Below are 26066 nucleotides of genomic sequence, written 5' to 3'. Positions count from 1 at the left end.
CGGGCGCGCGATCAGGCGGTCAGGCAGCGGCCGTCCGGGAGCAGGCCGGCGTACCACTCGTGCCAGCGCCGTTCCGGGCCGACGATGTCACCGAACACGCAGACGTCGCCGACGCGGACCGCCCAGAGCAGCGCGCCCGGCACCGTCGGATCCTCGGGCCGGCCCAGCCGCACCACCGCATCGGTGTAACCGCGCCGCGCGAGCGCCTGCTGGACCAGGGGCACGTACTCCTCCGTCGCCTCCAGCACGGCCTCCCCGTGACACATCCCGGTGCTGTCGACCTCCTCCAGGCAGCCGCCGCTGCGCGCGGTGTTGAACACGTCGGCACCGGTCTTGTCCAGCGCCTCACTGTCCCCGATCCGGGGCGCGCTGGTGCGAAGGTGGCTGTCCTTCAACTCGTACGCGCAGTGGTCCGGGTCGTTGATCGGATCGGCGCAGACGGCCGGCGGCGCGCTGCTCGCCGGCGCCCGGATCGCGCTGCGCTCACTCTCCGCGCCGCGCCCACTCTCCGCGCCGCAGGCCGCGACCATCGACAGGAGCAGCGCGGCCGGAGCGAGCCGCGCTTTCGGTGATGTCGTGTGCACGCCGATCACGCTACTTGATCTTGGTCAGCGGCCGGTTCCACCGAAAGCGTCCAGTTCAGCGTCGGTCGGCGGTTGTGGCCCGGGCGAGAGCCCGGACCACAACGACGGTCGGATCAGCAGGGGAACGAGTAGATGGCGTAGAACGTCGTCCCACCGATCAGGTGAACGCCCGGCCCCAGGTCGGGCAGGGCGGCGTGGGGCCGCGGCACGGGCTGCCGCGACCGACGCTGCCTGCGTCGGAGCCGCGTGTGCCGGTGCCGCCGCGGCCACCACGGCGAGAATCAGCGGTAGGGCGAACAGGGTCAGGGGTCTGACACGGGTCACGAGGAACCTCCGAAGACGACGTCACAACGGACAGCTGTCCCTCGGCTGCCGCTCTGTGTCCGTGAGGGACACATGGGCCGTTGGAGGGCATGTCGCATAATGCAGTTCATCGATGTCTGGGGGAGTGCATGAGCGATCCGATGGCACCGTGGTGGCAGGAAGTTCACCGCGCCGCGCAGTTGCTGGCCTCGACGGTCGGCGCGGCAGCGGCCCGGGCCGGGCGGGACGGCGTCTACACCGCGCCGCCGGGCACACCACAACCGCGCCGGCGGCGGCAGGCCGGCTCGCTGCGGCATCTGGCCGAGGTGATCCGGACCGAGCGGCTGGCGCCCGGCCTCTCGGTCGACAAGGACATCGTGGCCGGGGTGCTCGCCGGCGACCTGCGCTACATCACCGACCCGACGGCCGTCGTCGCGGTGGCCAGGGCCGCTCACCAGATCGGCGGGGTGCCGTTCGACGACACCGAAGCGCAGCGCCTAACCGTCGCCTCCCAGCACGTCGCCGCGCTCGTCGAGGCGGCGCGGGAGGCTGATCGGGTGGCGCCCGAACGGGTACCCGTGGCAGCTCAGGAGAAGAGCCCGGAACCGGTCGTCCTCGACGCGTACTTCACCACCCGCCGGCCGGGCCGCAGGCGCCGCATGCTGATCGCCGGCAGCGCGGCTGCAGTCCTGGTCGGGGCGGCGGCCGGCGCCGCGCTGACGCTGCGCTCGGGCGATGGCGCGGACGGCGGCGAACAGCTCGCGGACGCCGACTGCCACCTGGGCGCCGGCGGCACGGACATCGTCATGGAGACGACGAAGGTGTTCAAGGACGACACCGCGACCCGGTTGGACCCCACGCTGGACTTCGACGCGATGAACGGCTCCGCCCGCTACGACCGCTACCAGGGCCGCACGTACTACTGGGGGCGGGCCGGCTCGGACGACGAGGCCCCGCACGCCGGCGGCACCCGGGTCCGGTGGCGAACGGCGGACGGGCGGTGGCGCAGCTGCGCCACCGCCCTGGCGGTCACCGAACGCGGTTATGTGCACACCCCGGCCGTCGCCACCACGATCGGCGGCCAGCCGGTCACCGTGCAGATCTGCCTCTGGCGGGACACGCCGCACCGGGAGAACTGCACCGCGGAGGTCGCCACCGGTTGATCAGGGTTTCTGCCACGCGGAGGCGAAGTCCGGTCCTCTCGTCAGTTGCGAGCTTGTCGTCGTTGCAGCGCCCGCGCTGCCGCCCGGCGGTCGGCGCGCAGCGGGTCCTCGATGGCGCCGGGTCCGCGGCCCGGCGCCGAGCGCCACCCGCCGAACCGGTCGGCGAGCCGTCCGAGCCGGGGGTCGCCGGGCGCCACGTCGATCTGGAAGTGCCCCTCGGCCGGGATGCCGGCCTCGTCGCCGCCCCACCGCACCAGCCCCTCGCACTCGGCGAGGATGTCGCGCACCACCAACAGCTGGACCGGGAAGAATCCGCCACGCACGCCGGCCGGATAGGCGCCCGGTCGGAGCGCGACGGCCGTACCGGAGAATCGGTTGACCTCGCATCCGGCCGTCACCGCGCCCGGCGCGCGGTGCCCGGCCGCCTCACCTGCGGCGAGCGCGTCGATCTCGTAATGGAAGCGCCGGCAGACATGCAGCAGAAGGCCCGCAGTCGGTCCCGGCAGCAGCATCAGCTGCGCATTACTGCCTTCGATCCGGTACGCACGAAGCGCGCCAGCCTCCACCACGGGCCAGCCGTTCGGGGTGACCCGCCGGGGCGGCGCCGCGTGACCCGTACCGGGAAAGAGCGGAACCGACATGCCGGCGGCGACCCCCGCCGTGATCAGAAGTTGCCTGCGGGTCAGACCGCTCATCGCGGTGGCCTCCTCACGGGGTTCGCGGGTCATGCCAGTCCCGCACGATCGGTGAGCATCTCGGCGAAGCCCTGACAGAACGCCGCCAGGTCGGGGTCCGGCAGATCGAAGGGGAAGACCGGCGTCAGGCCTCCGGTGCTCTGGATCAGGGCGATCCGGCCCGCGGAGATCACCACGTCGTCGTCGGCGACCAGCATGTCCCGGGCGATCGCCGCAGCGTCGCCGCCGAACCGGCCGGCCCGGAACGCGGAGAACCGTTTGAGCAGGCCGCCGCCGCGGTAGTAGTCCTCCATCGCGTCGATCACGTTGGCGCCGGCCCGGATCCGGGCTGCCAGGTTGTACGCGTCGGCGTCCTCGATCAGATCGCGGAGCTTGAACGTGCCGCCGCCGGAGTCCCCGGTGACCTTGGCCAGCTTCTCCCGGCAGTAGGTGAGCCCGGACGGGTAGCTGAGCGAGTCCCGGCGCCACTCGCCGTAGAAGGTCATCAGGTCGCCGCCCCAGCCGGCCACGTCGCCGCGGTTGGTGCCGGTGCCGGACGGGCGGCCTTCGACGAGCGCGCCGTTGCAGGACGCGCCGAGATGTGACACCTTCAGGTCCACGCCGAAGAACGGGTCGCGGATCTCCCGGACCATGCTGATCTGCTGGTCCTTGATCTGGGCCACGAATCCGCTGTCGACGCCGCCGATCAGTGCCCGCCACCGGGTGTCGTTGTATTCCTCGTGCCGCAGGTACTGCAGGACCAGCTCGTTCGGGTCGGCCGGTTTCGCGCCGGCGGGCGCCTTGTTCCAGTACGCCTGCGCCTCCAGGTAGAGCAGGCCGACGTAGTCGAGGAACTCCTCCAGCGGCGAGGCGGCGTCGTTGACCGAGGCGGTGCCGGGATCGGTGCCGGGTCGCCAGATGTTCTTGTCGATCTCGATGGCCCGGTCGCCGACGCCCACGGTGAGGGTCTGGATCTGGTTGAACGACCAGTTCTCCGGCAGCGGGAAGCCCATGTTGCCGGAGAAGCCGTACGACATGCCGGAGACGAACGACCAGCGGGCCAGGGTGGTCTTGGAAACCTGGGTGCAGACGTTGCGGGAGCCGTAGACGCCGTGCACGTACCGTTTGCCCTTCGACGCCAGGCCGGCGACGACCCCGCGGAAGTACGGGACGATGTGGGAGGCGATCTCCTCCTGGGTGGCGTCGTAGTCCACCGCGAAGTAGATGACCGTGCCGGCGTTGAAGCCGTACCCCGCTGCCGCGTCGTGGGCCTTGACGGCCTCGGCATACCCCTTGTCGTAGGTGAAGTCGCCGACCTCCCGGGCGTTGTACTGCGAGATCGGGAAGACCCGCAGCCCGTTGCGGAAGATGGTGGCGAGCTCGCCCGGCCGCAGCATCTTGTCGATCTTCGTTTTGTCGGACTCGTCGAGGTAGCGGCCGACGACGCGGTAGTCCGACTCGTACAGGGCCTGGGCGCGGGCGTCGGTGATCTCGGTGACGCAGTCGCAGGCGGTGCCCTTGCGGCCCGGATCGCCGGTGGAGACGAGCACCTGGCACCAGGTCGCGTAGTCGGCCCGGCCGCTGACCCGCAGCACGGCGAACTCCTGCAGCGCGCGGACCGCCTCAGTGAGATCGGGCAGGAAGTGATCGCTGAAGTCGTCGTAGGCGCCGTTGAACATCATCGCCGCGGTGAACAGCCGCACCCAGATGCCCGTCGACCCCTGCTCCAGCTCGTGCCCGGCGAGCCCGGCGCGGGTGCCCGGGCCGAACACGCCGGTGGCTTCGGCGTCGCTCATCCCCAGCTCGTACTGGACGGCCAGGTACATGGCCTTCTGCACGTCGCGGGAGAAGCCGCCGTCGCACGGGACCACGAAGAAGCCGGCCCGGCCCAGATAGCGCTGGTTGAGCCACTGCTGCACCTCGCGGACCGCCGTCGTGCCCCCCTCGACCACGACGTACGCGTCCATCGTGAGCAGCGCCTTGAAGATCTTCGGCGCGACCGTGGTGCTACCGGACCCGCCGGTGATGTCCCCGGTCAGCTCGGTCACGGCGGCCTCGGTCCCGGCGCCGTACGTGCCGTTGATGGCGCCCGGCCCATACCCCTTGCAGTACAACCCGGACTGCACGATCTTGACGATGTTCCGGTTCGTCTCGCCCGGTCCGATGCTGCCGTGCGCACTCAGCGCCGTCAGCGTGCCCGGCCCGAACGAGTCGGAGAGCGTGGTGATGCCCAGCTCGTGCTGCAGGGCGCGGATCAGCGCGTACATCGTCGGCCATCCGGTCCGGCCGTTCTCCGGCGCCGGCGTGAAACCGGCGACGCTGCCGTAGGTGGCGTTCACCCATCGCTGCGCCTCGAGTACCCGTTCGTCCACGGTGCTGTGCCCCCTTTTCGGTCGGGCACATCATCGACAGACGGGAATCCCGCGGACAACAGCGATCCGTCCCCGACCTGCGCTATCTGTCCCCGGGGACAGATAGCGCAGCGGGTTTCGTCAGCGGTTGCGCCAGCGCGGCCTGCGTTTCTGCGCGAACGCGGTGAGGCCCTCGATCGCGTCCTCGCTGACCATCAGGTCGTCGAATGCGGAACTGTGGTGGGTGACCGCGTCGACCACGTCCGGGATGCCGCGGGTCTCCTCCATCACCTGCAGCGAGATCCGGACCGAGGTGGGGGAGGAGTCCAGGATGTCGGCGGCCAGGGCGCGGGCGCCGTCGAGGGCCGCGCCGGCCTCGGTGACCCGGTTGACCAGGCCGTGGGCGAGCGCCTCGTCGGCGGTGAGGCGGCGGCCGGTCAGGATCATCTCGTTGGCGAGCTTCGGCGGAACCGTGCGGGGCAGCCGGACCACCCCACCGGCGCCGGCGATCAGGCCGACCTTGACCTCGCTGAGCGCGAACTTCGCGGTGGCGTCGGCGACGACCAGGTGGCAGGCGAGGGCGATCTCGAAGCCGCCGCCCATGGCGAAGCCGTTGACCGCGGCGATCACCGGTTTCGGCATCGAACGGCGACTGGTCAGGCCGGCGAAGCCGTTCTTCGGCACCCACATCGGCTTGCCGGAAGCGGAGTAGATCAGGTCGTTGCCGGCGCTGAACGCCTTGTCGCCGGCGCCGGTCAGGATGGCCACCCACAGGTCGTCGTCGGCGAAAAACGCGGAGAAGGCGTGGTCGAGCTCGTCGTTGGCCATCGGGTGCAGGCTGTTGCGTGCCTCCGGCCGGTTGATCGTCACTTCGAGGAGGTGGCCGTCACGGCGTACCAGAATGTGCTCGTATCGGTCCTTGAGCACCGCCGGGCCCGGCGGCGGGAAGGCTGCCTCGCTCGCTGCGACCCGGTTGCCCTTGCCCGACGATTGCACGTAGACCCGCTGCCCGATGGGCTCGGCGGTGTCGAGCAGCGAGAGGTCGTCGGTGAGCGCGAGAAAGCGCCGGTTGTCGGCTTCCAGGCGGCCGACGACGATGCCGGTACGCCGGCCGTCGCGACTGTGCTTGACCGTGTACGTCTCGATGGTCGCCCAGCCGTCGGCGTGCCGTGCCTCTTCCGGCGCCGGCCAGGCGTCGACCTCGGCCTGCAGGGCGGCGCTGTTGCCGGCCGTCCACGGCGACGGTGTGGTGGTGTAGATGCCGACCGAGTACTTGCTCATCATGCCGCCGTTGGCGCCGACGAACCCGTAGCTGCCCGGCGCCCGGCGCACCCGCTCCACCATCGAGGCGATGGCGTGCATCGAGTAGTTGTTGCCGGCGCCGCCGAAGAACGGCAGCCCGCCGGTGACGGTCAGGCCGCGCGGGTCGTCCGGGGACAAACCGAACGCGTCGGCGATGTTGAACACCGGCGCGGGGAAGCAGCTGTAGAGGTCGAGGTGGGCGAGCTCGTCGAAGCCGATCCCGGCGACCTCCAGCGCGTGCCGGGTGGCCAGCACCGACGCCGGGCTCGCGGACAGGTCGGCGCGCTCCATCAGGTCGCGTTCGCGCAGGTCGGCGTGGCCGGGCAGGAACACCCAGCGGTCGGTGGGCACGCCGAGGCGCCGGGCCGCGGCGACCGACATGATCAGTACGGCAGCGCCCTGGTTGACCTTGTCGCGGGCGACGACGTAGCGGGTGTACGGGTCCGCGATCGGCCGGTTCACGGCGGTCGGGGTGACCAGTTCCGCCGCGGTGCGCTCGGTCGGCGCGGCCGCGTGCGGGTTGGCGGCGGCGACCCGGGTGAACGGTGCGAACAGCTCGCCGATCGCGGTCGCGTACTCGTCGCGGGACAGCTTGAGCCGGGCCCGGCGGGCGTTGTCGAACAACGCGTACTGGCTGGGCGCGTCGGTCAGGCCGTGCGCGGCGTGGTGCCGGGACATCAGCCCGCGCAACCCCAGGCCGCGGTCCTCCAGGGTGCCGTCGACGTGTTCGCTGAAGTCGGGGCGGTCGTCGTCTTTCGCGTACTTCTCGATGGTGGAGATGGCCTCCGAACCGGCGAGAAGAACCACCTCGGCCTCGCCGGCGGCAATCGTCGCGGCGAACTCGTTGACCAGGTGCTGCGGGCTCTGCCCGCCGGCGACCTCGAGCACCGCGCGCCGCGGGTCGGCGCCGATCCGGCCGGCGACCGAGCGCGGGAAGTTGTCCGAGCGGCCCAGCGGCGCCCGCGCGCCGGGGAACGAGTTCTCGAACTGGCGGGTGCCGGCGACCGTGTCGATCGCGGCGGCCACGGTCTCGGGGTCGGCGCCGGTGTCGGCCAGGGCGTCGCGGGCGGCGTCGGCGGCCAGGTCGACCGGTGAACGGCGCCGGTAGTCCGGGCTGTCGAGGAGTTCGGAGGCCTGGCCGACGCCCACCACGATCGGGGTGCGCGGGTCGAGGTCGTCAATCTGCGGCATGTCGGTGCTCCCAGCGCCCGGTGACTTTGTAACCGGGCACCATGGTCGCATCGGCTGACGTGCGCGCGCTGCCTACGCTCCAGCCATGGCCAGCAATCAGTTGTACGACACGATCGGAGCCACCTATACGGTCACGCGGCGTACCGAACCGCGCATCGCCGCAGCACTGTGGGCCGCGCTCGGCGATGCGCGGACCGTGCTGAACGTCGGGGCCGGCACCGGGTCCTACGAGCCCGCCGACCGGGACCTGATCGCGGTGGAGCCGTCGGCGCTGATGCGGGCGCAGCGCCCGGCGAACGCGGCGCCGTGCTTGGCCGCCGCCGCGGACAGCCTGCCGTTCGAGGACCAGAGCTTCGACGCGGCGATGGCCTTCGCCACCATCCACCACTGGCCGGACCCGATCGCCGGCCTGCGGGAGATGAAGCGGGTGGCCCGCCGGGTGGTGGTGTTCACGCACGACACCACGGACAGCGGATGGCTCCGCCGGTTCTGGCTGACCCGCGACTACCTGCCGGAGGTCGCGGGCCTGATCGCCGGCCGGCCGTCGCTGACCGAGCTGGCCGGCGCCCTCGGCGCCCGGGTGGAGCCGGTGCTCATCCCGTGGGACTGCCTCGACGGCTTCTTCGAGGCCTACTGGCGCCGGCCCGAGGCGTACCTGGAGGAGCCGGTGCGCCGCGGGGTGTCGGTGTGGGCCAAGGTCGGGCCGGACGCCGAGCAGCGGGCGGTGCGCCGCCTGCGCGCTGATCTGGAGTCGGGCCGCTGGGCGGAGCGCAACCGCGACCTCCTCGACCTCGACACGGCGGAGCTCGGCCTCCGCCTGCTCATCGCCTGAACGCCTGGCGCAGGAACCGGTCGATGGTGTCCCAGCTCGGATCCGGGGCGCCGACAGTGATGCGTTCGCTGCCGTCGCGGGTGCGGTACACCGTGTGGCCGGTGTGGTTGGCCGGGTCGAGGACCTGCTGCCAGTCGTGCCCGGCGCCGGGCACCGAGAAGAAGGTGGCCTCGCTGCCCTTCGCGCGCAGGGCGTTGTAGAGCAGGATGCTCTGCGCGTGCGGGACCAGCGTGTCCTGCTGACCGTGCAGGATCATGATCGGCGGGTCCCGGCGGCTGACGTAGTTGACCGGGTTGGCCGCCTGCGCCGCTCGCGGACAGGTCTGGATCGGGCAGCCGACCAGCAACGACTCCGGCGAGGCCGGATCGTCGTGGCAGTCGGTGAGGCCGAAGGTCTCGTTGAACGAGGCGCACGCCCCGGGCAGCATCTGCTCGTCCATCTGCAGGAAGTCGGTCGGCGGGTAGAACGCCACGGCCGCCTGCACCGCGCTGGACCCCCTGATCACCCCGACGTTGCCGGCCAGGGCGGGCACGTCGCCGGTGAGCGCGGCCATCGCGGTGGTCCAGCCGCCGGACGAGTCGCCCATGATGGCGAACCGGCGGGTGTCCAGGCGATGCTCGCGGGCGTGGGCGCGCAGCCAGCGGATGGCCGCCTTGATGTCGTGCAGCTGCCCCGGGAACTGCACCTGGGAACTGGAGCGGATGCTCACGCCCGCTACCGCGTACCCCCGGGGGTTGAAGGCCTGGGCGATCGGCCCGGCGCTGTCCTTGCCGTTGTCGGCCATCCATCCGGAGCCGCCGGTCCAGATGAGCAGCGGCCACGGGGCGTCGTGCGGGGCCTGCGGCAGATACAGATCCAGCAGGTGGCCGCGGCTGGTGGGCGGATCAGCAGGGGCGTACGGGATGTCGGTGATCACCCGGGTGGCTCCCTGCGCGGCGGTGGACGGTGGGGCGGTGATCAGGAGCGTAGCGCTGCCCAGGACGGCCAGGCACGCACGAACGGCTCTGTTCATGGCTCACTCCCAGCGGATCAGTGATGAACCTCGATCCCCCGTGGGTCCACGGCCAGTATCCGCCGGAAACGGCTGGGTGGTACTGACAGGGACTCCCACCGGGCGGCGATCGGCGGTTGACTGGGAAGCCTGGGACTGCCCGGAGGACCTGGCCGCGATCAGCTGATCAGGAGCCTTCGGTGTCCCGGAGAAGGAACGGGGCCAGCAGGCCGGGGATGGCCGCATCGGCCGCGTCGAGGCCGGTGCCGGTGTCCACGTCGCGGATGGCATAGGCGCCGGAGCCCGCCGCCGTGGTCGCCAGGACGTGGGCCAGGCCGGCCCGGCGCTGGAACACCGACTGGCGCACCGTCCAGCCGATGATGCCGCGGCGCTGCAGTGCCACGGTGACCCGGCGCACCGAGCCGCTGCGCGCCACCAGGTAGTCGTCGTCCAAGCCGTGGCCGAGGCCGCGATAGGCGTCCAGGGCGAGGGCCACCGCCACCGGTACGGCGACCACGGCCGTGATCCACGCGATGTGCAGCAGCACGTCGGTGAGCAGCAGGCCGAGCACGACCAGCGGCAGTTCGGCGACCAGCACGGTGGCCAGCGCCCAGCGCAGCCGGCGCCCGCGGGCAGCGACCGGGTGCGGCGACAGGTGGACGGCCTCGGTCGGCGAGACCGGCACCCGCAGCACCTCGGCGGCGACCCGCTCGGCCACCGGTCGGTTCGCGGGCGGCAGCAGCGTACGGTGCTGGGTCTTGTTCTCCTCGGCCCCGGTGGCCATGCCGGTGGCCACCACGTCGACCCGCGCCGCCCCGGCCAGCCGGTTGCCGAGCGGCTCGACCACCTCGATGCCGCGCACCCGGTCCTCCTCGACCGAGATGGACCGGGTGGTCAGCAGCCCGCGCCGCACCCGCAGCGTGCCGCCCGGCTCACGGTCGAGCCGGTAGTTCCACCACATCTCCACCCACAGCCCGAGCGCCCCGAGCACGCCGACCACCATGGCCACCGCGAACAGCACCGCGATGCCGCCGATCAGGCCCAGGCCGCCCAGCAGGTCGATCGCCCACTCGACGAGGTCGCCGGAGAGGCCGAACCAGTCCGCCACGTTGAGGGCGGCGCCGACCGCGGAGACGCCGAGCAGCGGGGCGACGAACGACAGCGGCGCGTAGCGGATCCAGCCCCGGTCGAGCTCGGCGAGGGTGCCTTCGGCGGTCGCGTCGGCGGTGCGGTCGAGCAGCGTACGCCGTAGCTCGTCCCCGGTCGCGTGGGTGACCGGGCCCAGCCGCACAGTGCCCTTCTCGGCGTGCTCGCCGGTGCCGATCCGCACCGAGACCAGCCCGAACATCCGCAGCAACGGGTTGGCGGTGACGTCGACGGTGCGGATCCGGTCGCGCTGCAGGGAACGCCGGTTACGGATCAGCACGCCGGTGTGCAGCTCGACCCGGTCCGAACCGATGCGGTAGCGGCTGAACCGCAGTCGCAGCCATTCCGCGAACACCCCGATCGCCACGATGAACACCGCACCGGGCAGCACCCAGGCCAGCGCGACCCCGACGGAGATCTCCGACAGCCCGATCGCGGACGGGACGCCGGCCGCCACCGCGACCCCGGTCATGAACACCGCGGAGACCGGCACCGCCCGCCGGTCGAGCTTGCGCCACTCGCTGCTCACGTGGCATCGCCCGGCACAGCCTGGGTGGCCACGGTGAGCTGCTCGGCGATCTCCTCGGCCTGCGCATGTGCCAGGCCGGGCATGGTCACCGCGCCTTTCGCCGACGCCGTGGTCACGACCACGGTCGCCAGGCCGAACCGCTGTTCCACCGGCCCGCGACGGGTGTCCACGGTCTGGATCCGCGACAGCGGCGCCACCCGCCACTCCTGCCAGAACCAGCCGGTGCGGGTGTAGACGGCGGTGCCGGTGACCTCCCACCGGTGCACCCGGAACCACCAGCGCGGCAGCGTCAGCACCGCGAGCAGGCCGATCGCCGCGATGACCGCGGCGGGCAGCAGGAGCCAGAACCGCGCGGGCCGGATCAGTACGCCCAGCACGACCAGAACCACGACCGGCCCGGCGAACAGCAGCACCAGATCGGTCGACCACCAGCCCACGGCACGCCGGTCGACGGGATGGCGTGGCGGCCGAAGCCGGGTCCCGGTCTCTGCGCCACCCGTCACGTCACGTCCCCCGATCGATCCGCGGAGCCGTCAGCCTACCCACTCGCCGATGTCGATGACCTGCGCCTGCATCGGGAAGACCTTCCCGGTCAGCACCCGGTGCACCTGGACGGGCTCCGAGGTCCGGCCGGCCATCGCGCTGGGGGCAGTCTCAGAGCATGGCCCGGATGCGGCCGGCGAGCCCTTCCGGATCGGTCAGCGGCGTGCAGGTTCGCGGTTCGGGATCGGACCAGCCGGTCAGCGGCACCGGCTGGCGCCAGGGGGAGAGTTCGAGCCAGGATCGGTACGCGCTGAGCAGCACCGGATCCCGGCGGGGCACCGCGAACGGCCGGTAGATCGACGGCACCTGCTCGATGCCGGCCTCGGCCAGCACGGCTTCGACGTCGTTGCCGGTCCGCCCGCCCGTACCGTCGATGATCGTGGCTGCGTGGGTCGCGTAGTTCTCGGCGAGCGCGGCGGCGAGGCAGCCCGTGTTGGCGTGCGCGACCACCACCGGCGCCAGGTTCGCGCGCACGGAGTGCAGCAGCAACGCGAGTTGGGCGGCGACGTGGTCGGGCGTGCAGCCGCCGGCTGGTGGCGTCTCGCCGTGGCCGGGCAGGTCGGGGGCGATGACCGTGCAGAATCCGGCGAGTTCGGCGGCGACCGGCCACCACAGGGTGCGGTCGAGCAGCAGGCTGTGCAGCAGCAGGACGGGCCGGCCGGCGGTGCCCCAGCGGTCGTAGACGAGCGGGTTGCCGGCCTCGGTGAAGGTGTGCGTGGTGCGGCACGGTGGTTGCGGTTGCATGGCGGGCTCTTCCTGCGGGGAGGGTGTGGGGCGAGCGGCGCGCACAGCGGTGCGCGGCGGCTCCTCCTACACCCGCAGGACGCCCGGTTGGCTCAGATCACCCGCCGCCACTGTCCGTACGGCCGGGCGCGCCGTGGCCTTCGGCAGGGTTCCGTGGGTGGCCGGCGGGCTGCCGGCGACCTTGACCAGGACGACCGGGCGCAGCCGTTTGCCCGGGGCCCACTCGTCGCCGTCGTGGTGGTCGTGCACCTCGAGCTGTTGCGCCGCATACCGGTCCGCCGCGGGAGCGGGCGAGGAGAGCAGTCCGGCGCAGAGCAGAAGCAGCATCAGGAGGACGGCGGGGGCGCGCCGTGCCGGGCTGCTCATCCCAGCATGGTATGCCCCGCCGATTCGTGAGAAGCAGTCGCGTTTTTCATGACTTCTGCAACTACAAATCGACCCGTACCGGCTGGGATCCTTTTTGCACCCGCATTTCTCGGACGGAGGGCCTCTGCCGCGATGAGTGTCCGCGTCGCCCCGATCCTGTCGGCTGACGTGCCCGCGGTGGCGGAGTTCCTGCACCGGCACCTCAACGCACGCCAGTCACCGGCCGAGTGGGCCGAGTCGATGACGCCGCCCTGGCAGGGGCCGGCGCCCAACCATGGATTCATGCTCGTCGACGACGGCCGGCCGGATCCGGTCGTCGGCGCCTACCTGGCGTTCTACTCGACGCGCACGATCGGCGGCGCCGAGGAGTCGTTCTGCAACCTGGCCGGCTGGTGTGTGCTGCCCGACCGCCGGATCCACAGTGTCCGGCTGTTGAAGGCGCTACTTGATCAGCCGGATTACACGTTCACCGACCTGACCCCGAGCGGCAACGCCATCAAGATCAACACGCGGCTGGGGTTCCGGTTCCTCGACGCGGAAGCGGTGGCCGTACCGAATCTGCCCTGGTTGTCGGCCCGCGGCCGGGTCAGTTCCGACCCCCGCGATCTGGAGCGCCTCCTCACCGGCGCCGAGCTGGAGCGATACCGCGATCACCGGCGGGCCCGGGCGGCCCGGCACGTGGTGCTCAGCGCCGGCGACGACTGGTGCTACGTGATGTTCCGGCGCGATCACCCGAGGAATCTGCCGCTGTTCGCCTCGCTGATCCACGTCAGCGACCCGGTGTTGTTCCGCCGGCTGTTCCGGCCGTTCTGCGCGCACCTGCTGCTGCGGTACGGGATTCCCGCCACCCTCGTGGAGCCGAGGCTCGCCGGGTTCCGGCCGCGCGGGTCCGTGGCCGTGCCGTCCCAGCGCCGCAAGATGTTCCGCAGCCCGAAGCTGCAGCCCGACCAGATCGACTATCTGTACAGCGAGCTGGCCTGTGTGACGACCGCCACGTGAAAGGGACCGGGCTGTGCCTACCCAACTGCATCATCTGCTCGCTGGCAGCGCCCACCGGCACGGCGACCGTCCCGCCCTGACGGTGAAGGACATTACGGTCAGCTACGCCGAGCTGTGGGGCCGGGTGCGCGGGGCCGCGCAGGGCCTGCGCAGCCTCGGCATCGCGCGTGGCGAGCGGATCGCCGTGTACGCCGACAAGCGCATCGAGACCGTGACCGCGATCTTCGCAACCTCCGCGGCCGGCGCGGTCGTCGTCCCGGCCAACCCGCTGCTGCGCGCCGAGCAGGTCGGCCACATCCTCACCGACTGCACGGTCACCGCCCTGGTCACCACCCCGGAGCGGCTCACGCTGCTCACCGCCGAACTCGAACGGTGCAAGTCGATCCGCCACGTCGTGGTCCTCGGCACGCCGCGCGCGGTCCCGTCCGACGCCCACTACACCGTCGTGACCTGGGACGACCTGACCGGGGAAGCCGAGCTGGCCGACGGGATCGACGCCGACCTCGCGGCGATCTTCTACACCTCCGGCAGCACGGGCCGGCCCAAGGGCGTCGTGCTGTCGCACCGGAATCTGATCGCCGGCGCCGAAAGCGTCAGCGGATACCTCGGCAACACCGCCGACGACGCGATCGCGGCGGCGCTGCCGCTCAGCTTCGACGCCGGGTTCAGCCAGTTGACCACCGGGTTCAGCGTGGGCGCGCACGTCGTACTGATCAATTATCTCGGCGCCGCGGACGTCGTGGCCGCCTGCTCCCGGCATGGTGTTACCGGCCTGACCTGCGTGCCGCCGCTCTGGATCCAGCTGGCCGAGCACGACTGGCCGCCGCAGGCGGCAGGCCGCCTGCGCTATTTCGCCAACACCGGCGGCCGCATGCCGCGGCCCGTCCTGGACCGCTTGCGCCAGCTGTTCCCCCAGGCCAGACCCTTCTTGATGTACGGGTTGACCGAGGCGTTCCGGTCGACCTACCTCGACCCGGCGCAGGTGGACCGCCGGCCCGACTCGATCGGTAAGGCGATCCCGAACGTGGAGCTGATGGTCGTGCGCCCCGACGGCACCGAGTGCGCCGCGGGTGAGCCCGGCGAGCTGGTGCACCGCGGCGCCCTGGTGGCGCAGGGCTACTGGAACGCCCCGGAGGCCACCGCCGCCCGCTTCCGACCGGCGCCGGGACGCGACGCCGCGCTGTGCCTGAGCGAGATCGCGGTCTGGTCCGGCGACATCGTGGTCCGCGACGAGGACGGCTTCCTGTACTTCGTGGGCCGCAACGACGAAATGATCAAGACGTCCGGCTACCGGGTCAGTCCCACCGAGATCGAGGAGGCCGTCTACGACACCGGCCTGATCCGCGACGTGGTGGCGCTCGGCGTCGACGACGACCGGCTCGGCCAGCACGTCGCCCTGGTCGTCAGCCCCCGGCCGGGCGCCGAGGTCGACACCGCCGGCCTGGTCAAACAGCTGCGCCGCCGGCTGCCGCTGTACATGGTGCCGCAGACCGTCCTGGTCCGCGACGAGCTTCCCCGCTCACCCAACGGCAAGTTCGACCGCACCACGCTGCGCCGGGAGGTCACCGCATGAGTAGCACGATCGCCGCGTTCGGCCGCAGCGGCGGACGTCTGACGGTCGGCGGTGTGCCGGTCGACCGGCTGGCCGAGCGGGTCGGCGGCACCCCGTTCTTCGCCTACGACCGGGCGCTGCTCACCGCGCGGGTCGACCAGGTCCGGTCCGTGCTGCCGGCCGCCGTCGAGCTCGGGTACGCGGTCAAGGCCAACCCGATGCCCGCGGTCGTGCAGCACCTCAGCGGCCTGGTCGACGCGCTGGACGTGGCGTCGGCCGGCGAGATGCGCACGGCGCTGGACACCACCATCCCGGCCCAGCGGATCAGCTTCGCCGGGCCGGGCAAGACCGACGCCGAGCTGCGCCAGGCCGTCGCGGCCGGGGTGACCATCGAGATGGAGTCGGCCGGCGAGGCAGCCCGGGTGATCGCGGCGGGGGAGCGGCTCGGCCTGCGCCCGCAGGTGGCCGTGCGGGTCAATCCGGACTTCGCGGTCAAGGGCTCCGGGATGCGGATGGGCGGCGGCCCGCAGCAGTTCGGCGTCGACTGCGAACAGGTGCCCGCCCTGCTCAAGGACCTCGCCGCCGCCGACCTCGACGTGCTCGGCCTGCACATCTTCGCCGGCTCGCAGTGCCTCGACGCCGACATCCTGTGCCAGGCGCAGCGCAACACCGTCGACCTGGCGCTGCGGCTCGCCGAGGCCGCCCCGGAACCGTTCCGCTACCTCAACCTCGGCGGCGGCTTCGGCATCCCGTACTTCGACGGCGACCGGCCACTGGACCTGCGCCCGATCAGCGACAACCTGGCCGCGCTGCTGGCCGACCGGATCAGGCCCCGCCTGCCGCGGGCCCGGGTCGCCGTGGAACTCGGGCGGTACCTGGTCGGCGAGTGCGGCGTCTACGTCACCCGGGTCGTCGACCGTAAGGAGTCGCGCGGCACGACCTACCTCGTCGTCGACGGCGGCCTGCACCACCAGCTCGCCGCCTCCGGCAACTTCGGGCAGGTGATCCGCCGCAACTATCCGCTGGCCGTCGGCACCCGGATGGACCAGGAAGCCGCCGGGAAGGTCACCGTCGTCGGCTCGCTGTGCACCCCGCTCGACCTGCTCGGCGACAAGGTGGCCCTGCCGCACGCCGAGCCGGGCGACCTGATCGTGGTGTTCCAGGCCGGGGCGTACGGGCTGACTGCCAGCCCGACCGCGTTCCTGAGCCACCCTGCCCCGGCCGAAGTGCTGGTCTGAACGAGAGGAACGAGATGGACGTGCTCAACGACGAGACGGTCGGCCGGGTGAAGGCCGTCCTGGTCACCACCCTCGGCGTCGAGGACCGGGCGGACACGATCGACGCGTCGACACCGCTGCTCGGCGGACTGCCGGAGATGGACTCGCTGGCAGTGCTCGAACTGGTCGAGGCCCTGCACAGCGAGCTGGGCATCACCATGGACGACGACGAGATCAACGCCGAGGTGTTCGAGACGCTCGGCAGCCTCGCCGCCCTCGTCGACAGCAAACTGCGGGCCGGTTGAGCTCAGCGCGGCCCGGTCAAACCGAAGACGTCGGCCAGGCCGGTGACCTCGATCGCCTTGCGGACCGGCGGGGACGGGTCCACCAGGGTCAGGGTGACGCCGACACTCGCGGCGCTGTTGCGGGCGCTGACCAGGGCGCCCATAGCGTACGAGTCGATCAGGGTCACGTCGCTGACGTCCACCAGCAGGTACCGGCACGACGTGTTCGCCGCGGCAGCGGCGAGGCTGTCACGGATCTCGTCCGACTCGGCGAGGTCGAGCTCACCGCTGATCGTTGCCGACAGCACCCCGCTGTCGGCGTCCTCCTGGAACGTCACTGCCGCCAAATTCGACATCGCCGAGCCCTACCCGGCATCCCTGTTGATCAAACTCCGGGCTCGCTGAACAGATCGGGCAGATCATCGGCCGGCCGGGTCGCGGTGAGCACCTGAACAGCGGTGTCACCGACCGGGACGTGCTCCAGCGCCTGACCGGTCCACAACATCAGCGACAGGTCGACACCGGGCAGCGGCGCAGGCGCGCGCGAGACGGTCCAGACCGCGGCCGACGGCACCTGGGCGGCCGTGACCAGCGCCGACGGGCCGGCCAGCAGGAAGTCGAAGTCGAAGTCGACCATCATGCGCAGCATCGTCGACCGGTTCGGGGTGTCGACGCCGGTGAACGCCTCGTCCAGCCACAACGGCCGCGGCGCATCGGGTGACTCGGCGAACAGGGTGACCAGGGTGGCCAGCAGCGGCTGCAACAGGGTGACCACCTTGCCGCCGCCGGAGTCGACCGAGTGCACCTGCTTGGTCAGCGGCCGCCACTTGCTGTCGCCGATCCGGAACTCCGGAACCACGTCGAACCAGGCCCGGTAGTCCAGCAGCCGGGCCAGGTGCTCCACCCAGTCGTCGGTGCCGACCAGGCCGGACTCCTGGGCCTCGCGCAGCCGGTCGCCGAGGAACAGCCGCATCTGCTCCTGCGAGTCCGCCGAGTCGATGGTTCCCTTCTCGAGGGCGTCGAGCACGTTGAAGCCGTACCGCTGCCCGTCGGCGGGCCGCCGGATCAGCCGCAGCTTGGTCTTGTTGACCCCGGTCGGGTGCCGGTCCAGGACCGTGTTGACGTCCCTGAGCAGCTCGACCACCCGGCCCAGCCGGTCGGCGAGGTGGTTGATGAACGTCGAGGACAGCAACTCGGTGTACATCTGGTGCAGCTTGTCGTCGTGGCTGGCCGACAGTTGGGTGACCAGTTCGTCGAGGTGCTCGATCGCGGCGGGCGGGGTGAGCTGGGTGCCGGACGCGTCGACGACCAGCATGACGGCCGGCAGCGGGGTGATCTCGTCGGCATCTACGGCGATCACCGACCGGCCGCCGGACGCCTCCAGCTTGGCCTGCAGCTCGAAACGCGGGTTGGTGAACGCCCGGTGCTGCGCCGCACCGACCCGCCGGGCCCGCTCCTCGGCGGAGTCCGGCCAGGACGGCGGCCGCAGCGCCTGAACCGCAACACGGGCCTGGGCCAGCGCGGCAGCCAGGTCCCGCCCGCCCGGCTCGGGCAGCTCACGTTCGGCCGGCTCGGGCAGATCACGTTCGGCCGGCTCGGGAAGGTCATGTTCGGCCGTCTCGGGCAGGGCGCGGTCGGTCGGCTCGGGCAGGTTGCGGGCGGCGGCGATGCCGGCGTCGACGGGCACCCACCAGTCGGCCACCGCGGCGTCGCGGTGCGCGAGCGCGGCGGTGTGCTCCTGGCGGCGTGTCTCGGTGAGGTTGCGGGCGGTCGAGGTGTGCGCGGCCAGCGTGAGACCGCGTTTGCGGCTGGCGGAGGCGGACCGGTTGAGGGTCTCGATCTCCTTCTCCAGCTCGGCGGCCCGTTCCAGCTGGGCGTGGTCGTCCCGGTCGATCGACGCGGCTGCCTCGGCGGCCTCGATCCGCAGCCGGGCTGCGGTCTCGGCGGCGTCGCGGTCCGCGTCGTCGGCCTCTTCGACGGCTGCCGCGGCGGCCTCGACCCCGGCGAGCGCGCCGGTCACCTCACGCTGTGCGGTGTCGCGCTCGCGCAGGGCCAGCCTCAGGTCGGCGCCCGCGCGGGCGGCAGTGTCCACGGCCGTGCCGACTGCGTCGAGCTGCTCGTCGGTGGCGGGCAGCCGGTGCTCGGCGGCGTAGCCGGTCGCAGCGGCCGCGGCGTCGTCGGCAGCGCGTTTGCCGGCGACCGCCTTCTCCTGCGCCTGGACGTGGGCGGTGTGGGCACGGTCCCGCTCGGTGACCGCGGCGTTGTACTCGTTCGCGGCGGCCACCACACCCGCGTCGTCGGGGCAGGAGTCGGCGGCCGTACGCAGCATGGTCATCTTGTTGGTGGCAGTGGTGACCTGCGCGGCCAGCGCTTCGGCCTCGCGCCGCTGCCGCTCGGCCTCCTGCCGCAACTCGTCGATGCGGCGGCGCCGGGCGTGGGTGCGCGCAGCGGTCCCGATCAGCTCGGCGCCGTGTTCAGCGCGCCCGGCCCGCCCGGCCAGCGCCGCGGTCCGCCACCGCCCGTCCCCGGCCACGGCGATCTCGCCGCTCAGCTCTCCGCCGTCCCGGGTGTACCCGATGCTCGCCAGCAGTCCGGTGACCGTCGCGGTCATCGCCCCGGCATCCTCGGCCGGCTGCAGAATCGCCGCCAGCGCGGAGGCCGGCTGGCGGTTCGCGGCCGGCGCGGACGCCGGCTGATGATTCGCCGCCGACTTCGCCGCCGGCGCGGTGGCCGCCGAGATTCCAGCGGTGACCGTGACGTCCGTGCCGTCCCGGTCGGCGGCCCACAGCCCGTCCGGCGTGACCCAGGCATCGAGCAGTCCGGCCGCGGCCAGCGCCGCCTCGACGTGATCGAGCACGCCGTCGGCCAGGCCGTCGACCGGGTCGAGCAGCCGCCACAGCGGCGCCCCCTCCGGCCCGGGGAAGGCCGGCCGCTCGCGGCGGGCCCAGCCGTGCGGCATCGGTGCCTGCGGCTCCCCGGCCAGGCCCAGCTCGTCGGCGTCCCGGTCGGCGTCGGCCGCCCGTTGCTGCGCGGCCGCAGCCGCCGCCCGCAGCGTCGCGACCTGCTCGGTCAGCGGAGCGATCGCCGGGTCGAGCCACTGCCGGGTGACCAACATCCGCAGCTGCTCACGAGGCCGGGCCGTGCTGGTCTGCCCGGTCACCTCCTGCACCCACCGGTCGCGCAGCTCCCCGTCCGGCGCGTCGGCGCCGAGGCGGGCCGCCCACCGCTCCAGGCCGTCCGACAGCTGCTGCAGCGCGTCGCTGACCTGGGTCTGCGCGATCCGGGCGGTGGCCACCCGGGACTGCCATTCGGTACGGGCCTGCTCGGCGATCCGGTCGGTGCTCTGCCACGACGAGTGGGTGCCCGCGGCGTCGCGCAGCAGCCGGCGCAACGCCCCGATCCGGGTTCGGCGTTCGGTGACGGCAGCGTCGATCCGGTCGACGTCGCCGCCGGTGACCCACCCGGTCGCCTCCTCGCCGAGCCCGGCTGCAGTCACGGCCCCGGTCGCGTGCGAAGCGGACTGCCCGACTGCGCTCTGCGCCGACTCCAGCTGGCCGATCGCGCTGCGGTGCACGGTCTCGGCCCGGTCCTGGTCCGCGCGTACCCGGTCAAGCCGCCGCTGGGCCGCCTCCCGCTGCTTCTGCGCCTCCTCGGTCTCGCGGCGCAGCCGCTCCGCGTTCTCGGTCCGCCCGGCGGCGTCGCGATAGGCGTCGGACCGCAGCAGTTGAGTGAGCGCGGCCTGCGCGTTGCGGCCCTGGGTCTCCAGCTGCTCGGTGCGGCCGTTCTCCCCGGTCAGGTCCTGATGCGCCCGGTCGTGCGCCGCATCGGCCGACGCGACGGCAGCCTCGGCCTCCGTGACGGCATGGTCCGCGGCGATCAGCGCGTCCGCGCGGGCACGCAGCAGCGCGTCCGCCCACGGCCGCCACGCCTTGCTCAGGTAGAGGCCGACCGCGTCGCGGGCCGCCGCGGCGTCGTCCCGGTCGCGGCTGAGCTGCTCGAGCTGCTGCCAGCCGGCGGCCAACTCCTCCACTTCGGTACGCGCAACCGGCGGCAGAGCGGCCCGGATCTGCTGGGTGAACCAGTCCGGGTCCAGGCGCTGGCCCAGGTGCGGGGTCCGCAGCACCTTCAGCATCTCCAGCACCGTCGAGAACCGGTCGGTGTCGGAGAACCCGAACAGCTCGGTGGCGATCCGGTCCGCGTACTTGCGACCGTTCTCCATCACCGTCAGCCCGTCGATGCCGTGCAGGTCCCGCGGCTCGACCGCGGCCCGGCCCACGGCCAGGTCGATGCCGTCGCGGACCCGGGCCTTGCCCCGGCAGATGATCCACGTCGGCGGCATGTGGCTGACGCCGCGCTTGGCCTGCGCGTACAGCAGCGCGGTGAAGTACTCCGGCTCGCCGTCCCCGGTGAGCCGGGCGAACTCGACCCACGCCCAGCCCCGGTTGGTCAGCGCGGTCGTCTCCCGCCGGTCGCGCGGGTCGTCGGTGGGCTCCACGTAGTAGCGGAACGACTTGTCCGACTGGCCGAACGTGTCGATGTACTGCCGGTCGAGGGCGCCGGCCAGCATGGTCAGGGTGGTCAGCGCCATCAGCGTCGACTTGCCGGACTGGTTCGCGCCGACGAACTGGGCGCGCCCGTCGGCGAACCAGTACTCGCTGATGTCGAACTCCCACAGGTTCACCAGCCCGGCCCGCGAGGCCTGCCAGCGGGTGCGGGTCGGTTCGGGCAGCGAGGCCTGGGTGACCGCGTCACGCCAGGCGGCCAGCTGCGCGTCGGAGCTGTCGGGGCCGACCTGCTGCGGGGACGTCATCGGGTGTGCTCCGGAGTTTCGGTGTAGGTGATCGTCGGGTCCCGGTACCGCCCGGCCGCGGCGGCGAGCGTCCACGAGCCGTCCACGGCGACGGTCAGCAGACCGAGTTCGGTCAGCAGGGTCTCGGCGTCGCGGCGTACGACACCGGGCACGGTCTTCTGCGGCTTGTTCATGTATTCGCCGCGGTCGTCGACCAGGTAGTCGATCACCGCGTCGACCTCGGCGTTGGTCAGGTACACGGTGCCGTCGGGGAGGCGGGTGCCGTCCCGGCCGGCCTGGTCGGCGGCGAGCAGGGCCACCCAGTCGGCGGCCCGCGGGCGCGGCCACTCGGCCACCGTGGGCGGGGTCTGCTCGTCGTCGGTGAGCACCAGCAGCAGGCCCTCGGCGCGGGCCTCCAGGGTGCCACCGGTCATCTGCGCCACGTCGCCGGCGCGCAGGCCGCGGGCCGTCCGCAGCGCCTCGGCGTCGGCTTCGGGCAGGTCGGCGTACGCCACCTGCGGGGTCTCCAGCAGCGCCCGCAGGTGATGCAGGGTCCGGGTCCCGCTCAGCTCCTCGTCCTCGTCGGCGGGCTCCGGGTGCAGTGCCATGCCGAGCACGTCGGGGCTGGTCATCAGCAGCAGCGCGTCCCGGTCGACCTCGTAGCCGGCGCCCGGCCCGGCGCCGTTCTCGGTCCACTCGTCGAGCAGTTTCTCGTCACTGGTCCGCCGCCGCAGCACCCCCCACCCGGCGAGGAACGCGGCGGCGTCGCGCAGCTGTTTGCGCTGCACCCGGTCGTCCGGGTCGTAGCCGGACAGCTGCACGCCGGGCGCCGCCGACAGGTCGCGGACCATGTCGGACAGCCGTTGCAGGGTGACCGCGCCGGAGATCTCCTCGCAGCAGGCGGCGAGCCGGCAGGCCAGCGACAGCAGCCGGCGTTCCGGCGCCTCGGCGGGCCGCGCCGGGGTGGTGACCCGGCCGCCGATCGGTACGCGGATCAGGCGCACCGCGTGCCCGACCCGCTGGATGCGGTAGCCGACCCGGCGGGCGAACTCGGTGACCAGCTGCTGGCGCTGCACGACCTGCCGGTACAGCGCCGCGTCGGTGGCCGGGGTGACCAGGGGACGGGCCAGCAGGCCGAGGAACGCCTGCTGGGCCTCCCGTACGTCCGTGGTGGTGCTCATCCGAGGCTCCCCGCGGGTTCGATGTGCAGCCGGATGTCCGGGTGCACGAGCCGCCCGTCGGGGGTGTGCAGGACCGCGGACGGCGCGCCGTCGGGCGCCGGGTCGGCGCGCAACGACCAGCGGGCGTCGTCGCTGACCGTGCTGCGGACACCGGCCGCGTCCGGGCGGGCCGTGTTGACCGCGCCGAGCAGCAGCAACAGCAGGTCCAGCTCGGCGGCGGTGACCTCGCGCCACTGCGACAGCGGCAGCCCGGAGCGGGCCAGCACCCGGGCCTCGGTGCCGGCCGCCTCGTCGCGCAGCCGGGCCGACAGGTCGCGGGCCGCGCGGCGGGCGGCGCCGCGGTCGGTGATCCGGGCCGGGTTGCCGCCGGTGGCCGCCTTCGGCCCCTGCCGGCGTAGCCGGGCCTCGACGGCGACCGGCTCGGCCTCCCAGAACGACAGCCCACCCGGGTTGCCGGCCGGCGCCGGCGCGACGCCGGGCAGGTGCCGCGCCGAGAACAGGCCGGTGGCCGCGCACCACAGCTGCCAGGCCCCGTCCTCGCCGGGCGCCGCCTCGATGCCGGTGGCCAGGCGCAGCAGCTCGGCGCGCCGGGACACGTGCCCGCCGACCGCCGCGAGCACCCGCTGGCTGCTCAGCAGCGGCCGGATCGTGTCGCGCATCTGCCGGCGCAGCCGCCGGGCCTGGCAGTCCGGGCCGTCGAACCAGTTGCGCAGCGTCGCCAGGGTGCGCAGGTAGGAGCCGGTCAGCTCGTCGATGGCCGCGTCGTCGGCGGAGGCGCCGAGGGTGTGCACCGCGACCCGGCGCCACTGCCCGGTGCTGACCGCGGCGAGCCCGGTCACCAGCTCGGTGATGGCGTCGGAGTGGGTGTCGACCCCGGCGCCCCACATGTCGACGTAGCGCCGCAGCGTCTCCTGCACGACGGTGACCTTGCGCTGGTCAGGGGCGCCGGCCAGCGCGCCGGCGAGGCGGGCCTGCCAGCTGGCGGCGGCGTCGGCCATCGCCCGGTACGTCGTCTGGATCACCGACCAGGCCGCCGCGGCCGCCACCGGATCGTTGCCGGCGGCCGCGGACAGGGCCGCGAGCTGCGCGGTCAGCACCCCGGGCGCGAGGGTGGCCGCCGCGCCGGAGGCCACGTCCTCACCGAGGGCCAGCACCGCCCGGTGCAGCTGGGCGGCGGTCTCGGTCAGCTGGTAGCGGTCGAAGTCGAGGACGAAGTCGGCGTCGCGGGTGACCCGGTCCTGGAAGATGTGGACGACCTGCCACCGTTTCAGGTCGGCCATCCGCGCCTTGAGGTGAAATGCCGGATCGTCGACCACACCCGGGTCGGCGCCGGCCCGCAGGATGTGCTCGCGCAGCAGGCCGGGAAGGTCGGCCGCCGCGATCCCGGTCAGGGTGTGCTGCTGCTGGGCGAGCAGCACGTCGACGATCAACCGGTACTGCGCGGCGTGCTGACGGTGGGTGAGATAGCTCGCCTCGATCAGCCCACCGGGCAGCCCGGCCAGCTGCCACAGATCGGCGTCGGCCTCGCCCGCATGATCGGCAGGGTTCTCCACGCCGCTGTGCCCCCTCGTCGCTTCCGGCTCCGGCCGGAAGCCGGTATCGCGCCAGGCAGCATAGGCAGCACCCCCGACAGTTCCGGGTAACCGGCAGACCGAGATGCGATCCGCACCACTCGAACGGGTGGCGGCCTCACTGCCCTGACCTGCGGCAACGCGCGGGACTGTCGGCTGACCGACAAATCGGCCTAGTTCCGGCGCAGCGCGGCGGTCATCCGGGAGCGGAACTCGTCGAGTTCGAGAACGGCCGCGTGCCGGTCGTCGACCGGGAAGAGCGCGATGGCCGCGTCGTCGTCCTTCAGCTGCGGCAGCCACTCGTCGAGGAACACCTGCACCGGGATGCGGATGGCGTGCTCGCCGGAGACCTCACCCTCGTTCTCCAGCCGGGCGACCGTCGCGTGCGGCCAGATCGGCAGCAGCGTACGCCGCTCCCCGTTCTCGGTGAACAGGATCTCGTCCTCGTCGCCCCACACCCAGACCGCGCCGTTGCCGGCGAGCAGTTCGAACGTCTTGGCCGCGCGGGCCGCCTCGTCCAGCCCGCGGAGCCGCTCCGCCTGGCCGCGCGAGATGTCATCCCGTGCCACGTGACCTCCGATGTTGGGATCGCCTGCATGCCGCGACGATCGTATCGGTCGCCGGATGAGGCAGGATTCCGCTGGGCCGCCAACCGAAGGGACACCGATGAACAGCACCGCAGATCTGTACGACGAGCACGGCGAGAACCTCGGCTCGTGCGACACCCAACTGCGCCAGTACGGCGGTGTCCCGGTCTTCGCCGGCCCGGCCGTCACAGTCTCCTGTTTCGAGGACAACGCCCTGCTCAAGTCGGTGCTCAGCGAGCCGGGCGAGGGCCGCGTGCTGGTCGTCGACGGCGGCGGTTCGCTGCACTGCGCGCTGATGGGCGACATCATCGGGGGCCTCGCGGTCAGCAACGGCTGGGCCGGTGTGATCATCAACGGCGCGGTCCGTGACGTGGCGGCCCTGCGCGAGCTGCCGGTCGGCATCAAGGCGCTCGGCTCCAACCCGCGCAAGAGCAGCAAGACCGGCGCGGGCCAGCGCGACGTCGTGGTGGAGTTCGGCGGTTGCCGCTTCACCCCGGGCGCCCAGGTGGTCAGCGACGATGACGGCGTCGTCGTCCTCCCGGCGTAGGGCGGTTCTCATCGACGTCGGCGGCGTCCTGGTGGACGACGATCTGGACGCTGCCGCGGCGATGTGGGGCAGCCGGCTCGGCATGACCGCGGAGGACTTCCTCGGCGCGGTGTTCGCCGGCAACGACGAGCAGGTTCTCATCGGCCGGGTCAGTGAGGACGCCTGGTGGGCGATCGTCGCCGGCCGGCTGCGTATCGGCCCGGATCTGGTCGCGGCGATCCGGCACGACTTGGCCGTACGCCAGATCTGGGACCCTGCCCTGCTGGCCTGCCTGCGCCGCGTGCGCGCCCGGGCGGCCATCGCGATCGTCAGCAACGCCTGGCCCGGCACCCGGGCCGGGATCGCCTCGGCCGGGCTCGACGGCCTCACCGACGCCGTCGTCCTGTCCTGCGAGGTCGGCTGGGCCAAGCCCGACCCGCGCATCTTCGCGGCCACGCTGGACCGCCTCGGCGTGGACGCCGGCCAGGCGCTGTTCGTCGACGACACGCCCGGCCATGTCGAGGCCGCCCGGTCGCTCGGCATGGCCGGTCATCTCCACACCGGCACCGGTGGAACCATCGAGCGGATGGAAACCTTCGTGGCGGCCGCCTGACGACGGCGGTACCGGGCGGATGACCCGG

At 72.6% G+C, this 26066-nt stretch carries 21 protein-coding genes and 1 pseudogene; 8 read left to right on the top strand and 14 right to left on the bottom strand.

What is annotated here, in order from left to right; translation table 11 throughout:
* Positions 1–11: 11 nt before the first annotated feature.
* The gene (locus OHA21_RS20190) at positions 12–584 is read right to left on the bottom strand and encodes a hypothetical protein (RefSeq protein ID WP_328475767.1); all 573 of its coding nucleotides are present in this window, start codon (positions 582–584) and stop codon (positions 12–14) included.
* A 452-nt stretch (positions 585–1036) separates the two neighbouring features.
* Between OHA21_RS20190 and OHA21_RS20185 the strand changes: the two genes are divergently transcribed.
* Positions 1037–2050 (top strand): hypothetical protein, encoded by a 1014-nt coding sequence (locus tag OHA21_RS20185; RefSeq protein ID WP_328475765.1) that lies wholly within the window; start codon positions 1037–1039, stop codon positions 2048–2050.
* Between the two features lie 41 nt (positions 2051–2091).
* Here the strand turns inward: OHA21_RS20185 and OHA21_RS20180 are convergent, their stop codons facing one another.
* The 3 genes from OHA21_RS20180 to OHA21_RS20170 form a co-directional block, all read right to left on the bottom strand.
* Entirely contained in the window at positions 2092–2778 is a 687-nt protein-coding gene (locus OHA21_RS20180; protein ID WP_328475763.1) for a hypothetical protein, read from the bottom strand.
* Positions 2775–5096: a glycoside hydrolase domain-containing protein gene (locus OHA21_RS20175; protein WP_328475761.1), complete on the bottom strand. Its 2322-nt coding sequence runs from the start codon at positions 5094–5096 to the stop codon at positions 2775–2777. Before OHA21_RS20175 ends, OHA21_RS20180 begins: the two co-directional genes overlap by 4 nt.
* A 120-nt stretch (positions 5097–5216) precedes the next feature.
* Positions 5217–7568, bottom strand: a complete 2352-nt coding sequence (locus OHA21_RS20170) for an acetyl-CoA acetyltransferase (protein ID WP_328475759.1) — start codon at positions 7566–7568, stop codon at positions 5217–5219.
* A 97-nt stretch (positions 7569–7665) separates the two neighbouring features.
* Between OHA21_RS20170 and OHA21_RS20165 the strand changes: the two are divergent.
* A pseudogene (locus OHA21_RS20165) lies at positions 7666–8400 on the top strand (class I SAM-dependent methyltransferase); the annotation flags it as partial.
* Here OHA21_RS20165 and OHA21_RS20160 read toward each other — a convergent pair.
* The 5 genes from OHA21_RS20160 to OHA21_RS20140 all read right to left on the bottom strand — a co-directional run bounded on the left by OHA21_RS20160 (position 8390) and on the right by OHA21_RS20140 (position 12719).
* Positions 8390–9412 carry an alpha/beta hydrolase gene (locus OHA21_RS20160; protein ID WP_328475757.1) on the bottom strand — a complete coding sequence of 341 codons (1023 nt, stop codon included), beginning with the start codon at positions 9410–9412 and terminating at the stop codon, positions 8390–8392. The pseudogene OHA21_RS20165 and the gene OHA21_RS20160 sit on opposite strands and share 11 nt — an antisense overlap.
* 166 nt (positions 9413–9578) lie before the next feature.
* Positions 9579–11066, bottom strand: a complete 1488-nt coding sequence (locus tag OHA21_RS20155) for a PH domain-containing protein (protein WP_328475755.1) — start codon at positions 11064–11066, stop codon at positions 9579–9581.
* Positions 11063–11569: a PH domain-containing protein gene (locus tag OHA21_RS20150; protein WP_328475753.1), complete on the bottom strand. Its 507-nt coding sequence runs from the start codon at positions 11567–11569 to the stop codon at positions 11063–11065. The genes OHA21_RS20155 and OHA21_RS20150 overlap by 4 nt, the downstream gene beginning before the upstream one ends.
* A 151-nt stretch (positions 11570–11720) precedes the next feature.
* Positions 11721–12353 carry an alpha/beta fold hydrolase gene (locus OHA21_RS20145; RefSeq protein WP_328475751.1) on the bottom strand — a complete coding sequence of 211 codons (633 nt, stop codon included), beginning with the start codon at positions 12351–12353 and terminating at the stop codon, positions 11721–11723.
* Between the two features lie 66 nt (positions 12354–12419).
* On the bottom strand, positions 12420–12719 hold the full coding sequence (locus OHA21_RS20140; RefSeq protein ID WP_328475750.1) for a hypothetical protein: 300 nt from the start codon (positions 12717–12719) through the stop codon (positions 12420–12422).
* Positions 12720–12851: 132 nt separating this feature from the next.
* Between OHA21_RS20140 and OHA21_RS20135 the strand changes: the two genes are divergently transcribed.
* The 4 genes from OHA21_RS20135 to OHA21_RS20120 are packed head-to-tail and all read left to right on the top strand — an operon-like array spanning position 12852 to position 16792.
* On the top strand, positions 12852–13718 hold the full coding sequence (locus tag OHA21_RS20135) for a hypothetical protein (RefSeq protein WP_328475748.1): 867 nt from the start codon (positions 12852–12854) through the stop codon (positions 13716–13718).
* A 13-nt stretch (positions 13719–13731) separates the two neighbouring features.
* Positions 13732–15291 carry an acyl-CoA ligase (AMP-forming), exosortase A system-associated gene (locus OHA21_RS20130; protein WP_328475746.1) on the top strand — a complete coding sequence of 520 codons (1560 nt, stop codon included), beginning with the start codon at positions 13732–13734 and terminating at the stop codon, positions 15289–15291.
* On the top strand, positions 15288–16508 hold the full coding sequence (locus OHA21_RS20125) for a pyridoxal-dependent decarboxylase, exosortase A system-associated (RefSeq protein WP_328475744.1): 1221 nt from the start codon (positions 15288–15290) through the stop codon (positions 16506–16508). The genes OHA21_RS20130 and OHA21_RS20125 overlap by 4 nt, the downstream gene beginning before the upstream one ends.
* A gap of 14 nt (positions 16509–16522) precedes the next feature.
* A complete protein-coding gene (locus OHA21_RS20120) occupies positions 16523–16792 on the top strand; it encodes an acyl carrier protein (protein WP_328475743.1) in 270 nt (89 codons plus the stop codon).
* Positions 16793–16794: 2 nt separating this feature from the next.
* On the opposite strand, the gene OHA21_RS20115 is transcribed toward OHA21_RS20120, so the two are convergent.
* From OHA21_RS20115 to OHA21_RS20095, 5 genes are all read right to left on the bottom strand, one after another.
* Positions 16795–17127, bottom strand: a complete 333-nt coding sequence (locus OHA21_RS20115) for an STAS domain-containing protein (protein WP_328475741.1) — start codon at positions 17125–17127, stop codon at positions 16795–16797.
* 29 nt (positions 17128–17156) lie between these two features.
* The gene (locus tag OHA21_RS20110) at positions 17157–21581 is read right to left on the bottom strand and encodes an SbcC/MukB-like Walker B domain-containing protein (protein WP_328475739.1); all 4425 of its coding nucleotides are present in this window, start codon (positions 21579–21581) and stop codon (positions 17157–17159) included.
* Positions 21578–22741 (bottom strand): TIGR02678 family protein, encoded by a 1164-nt coding sequence (locus tag OHA21_RS20105; protein WP_328475737.1) that lies wholly within the window; start codon positions 22739–22741, stop codon positions 21578–21580. The genes OHA21_RS20110 and OHA21_RS20105 overlap by 4 nt, the downstream gene beginning before the upstream one ends.
* On the bottom strand, positions 22738–24294 hold the full coding sequence (locus OHA21_RS20100) for a DUF2397 domain-containing protein (protein WP_328475735.1): 1557 nt from the start codon (positions 24292–24294) through the stop codon (positions 22738–22740). The genes OHA21_RS20105 and OHA21_RS20100 overlap by 4 nt, the downstream gene beginning before the upstream one ends.
* Before the next feature lie 191 nt (positions 24295–24485).
* Positions 24486–24881 (bottom strand): DUF2750 domain-containing protein, encoded by a 396-nt coding sequence (locus OHA21_RS20095; protein ID WP_328475733.1) that lies wholly within the window; start codon positions 24879–24881, stop codon positions 24486–24488.
* Between the two features lie 97 nt (positions 24882–24978).
* Here OHA21_RS20095 and rraA point away from each other — a divergent pair, with 97 nt between their 5' ends.
* Positions 24979–25446 carry a ribonuclease E activity regulator RraA gene (gene rraA, locus OHA21_RS20090; RefSeq protein WP_328475731.1) on the top strand — a complete coding sequence of 156 codons (468 nt, stop codon included), beginning with the start codon at positions 24979–24981 and terminating at the stop codon, positions 25444–25446.
* Positions 25418–26038 (top strand): HAD-IA family hydrolase, encoded by a 621-nt coding sequence (locus OHA21_RS20085; RefSeq protein ID WP_328475729.1) that lies wholly within the window; start codon positions 25418–25420, stop codon positions 26036–26038. The genes rraA and OHA21_RS20085 overlap by 29 nt, the downstream gene beginning before the upstream one ends.
* The last annotated feature ends 28 nt before the right edge of the window (positions 26039–26066 follow it).

Source organism: Actinoplanes sp. NBC_00393, from assembly GCF_036053395.1.
Lineage (GTDB): Bacteria > Actinomycetota > Actinomycetes > Mycobacteriales > Micromonosporaceae > Actinoplanes.
The sequence above is the reverse complement of the archived record's forward strand: the minus strand, read 5'-3'. Positions and strand labels throughout refer to the sequence as shown.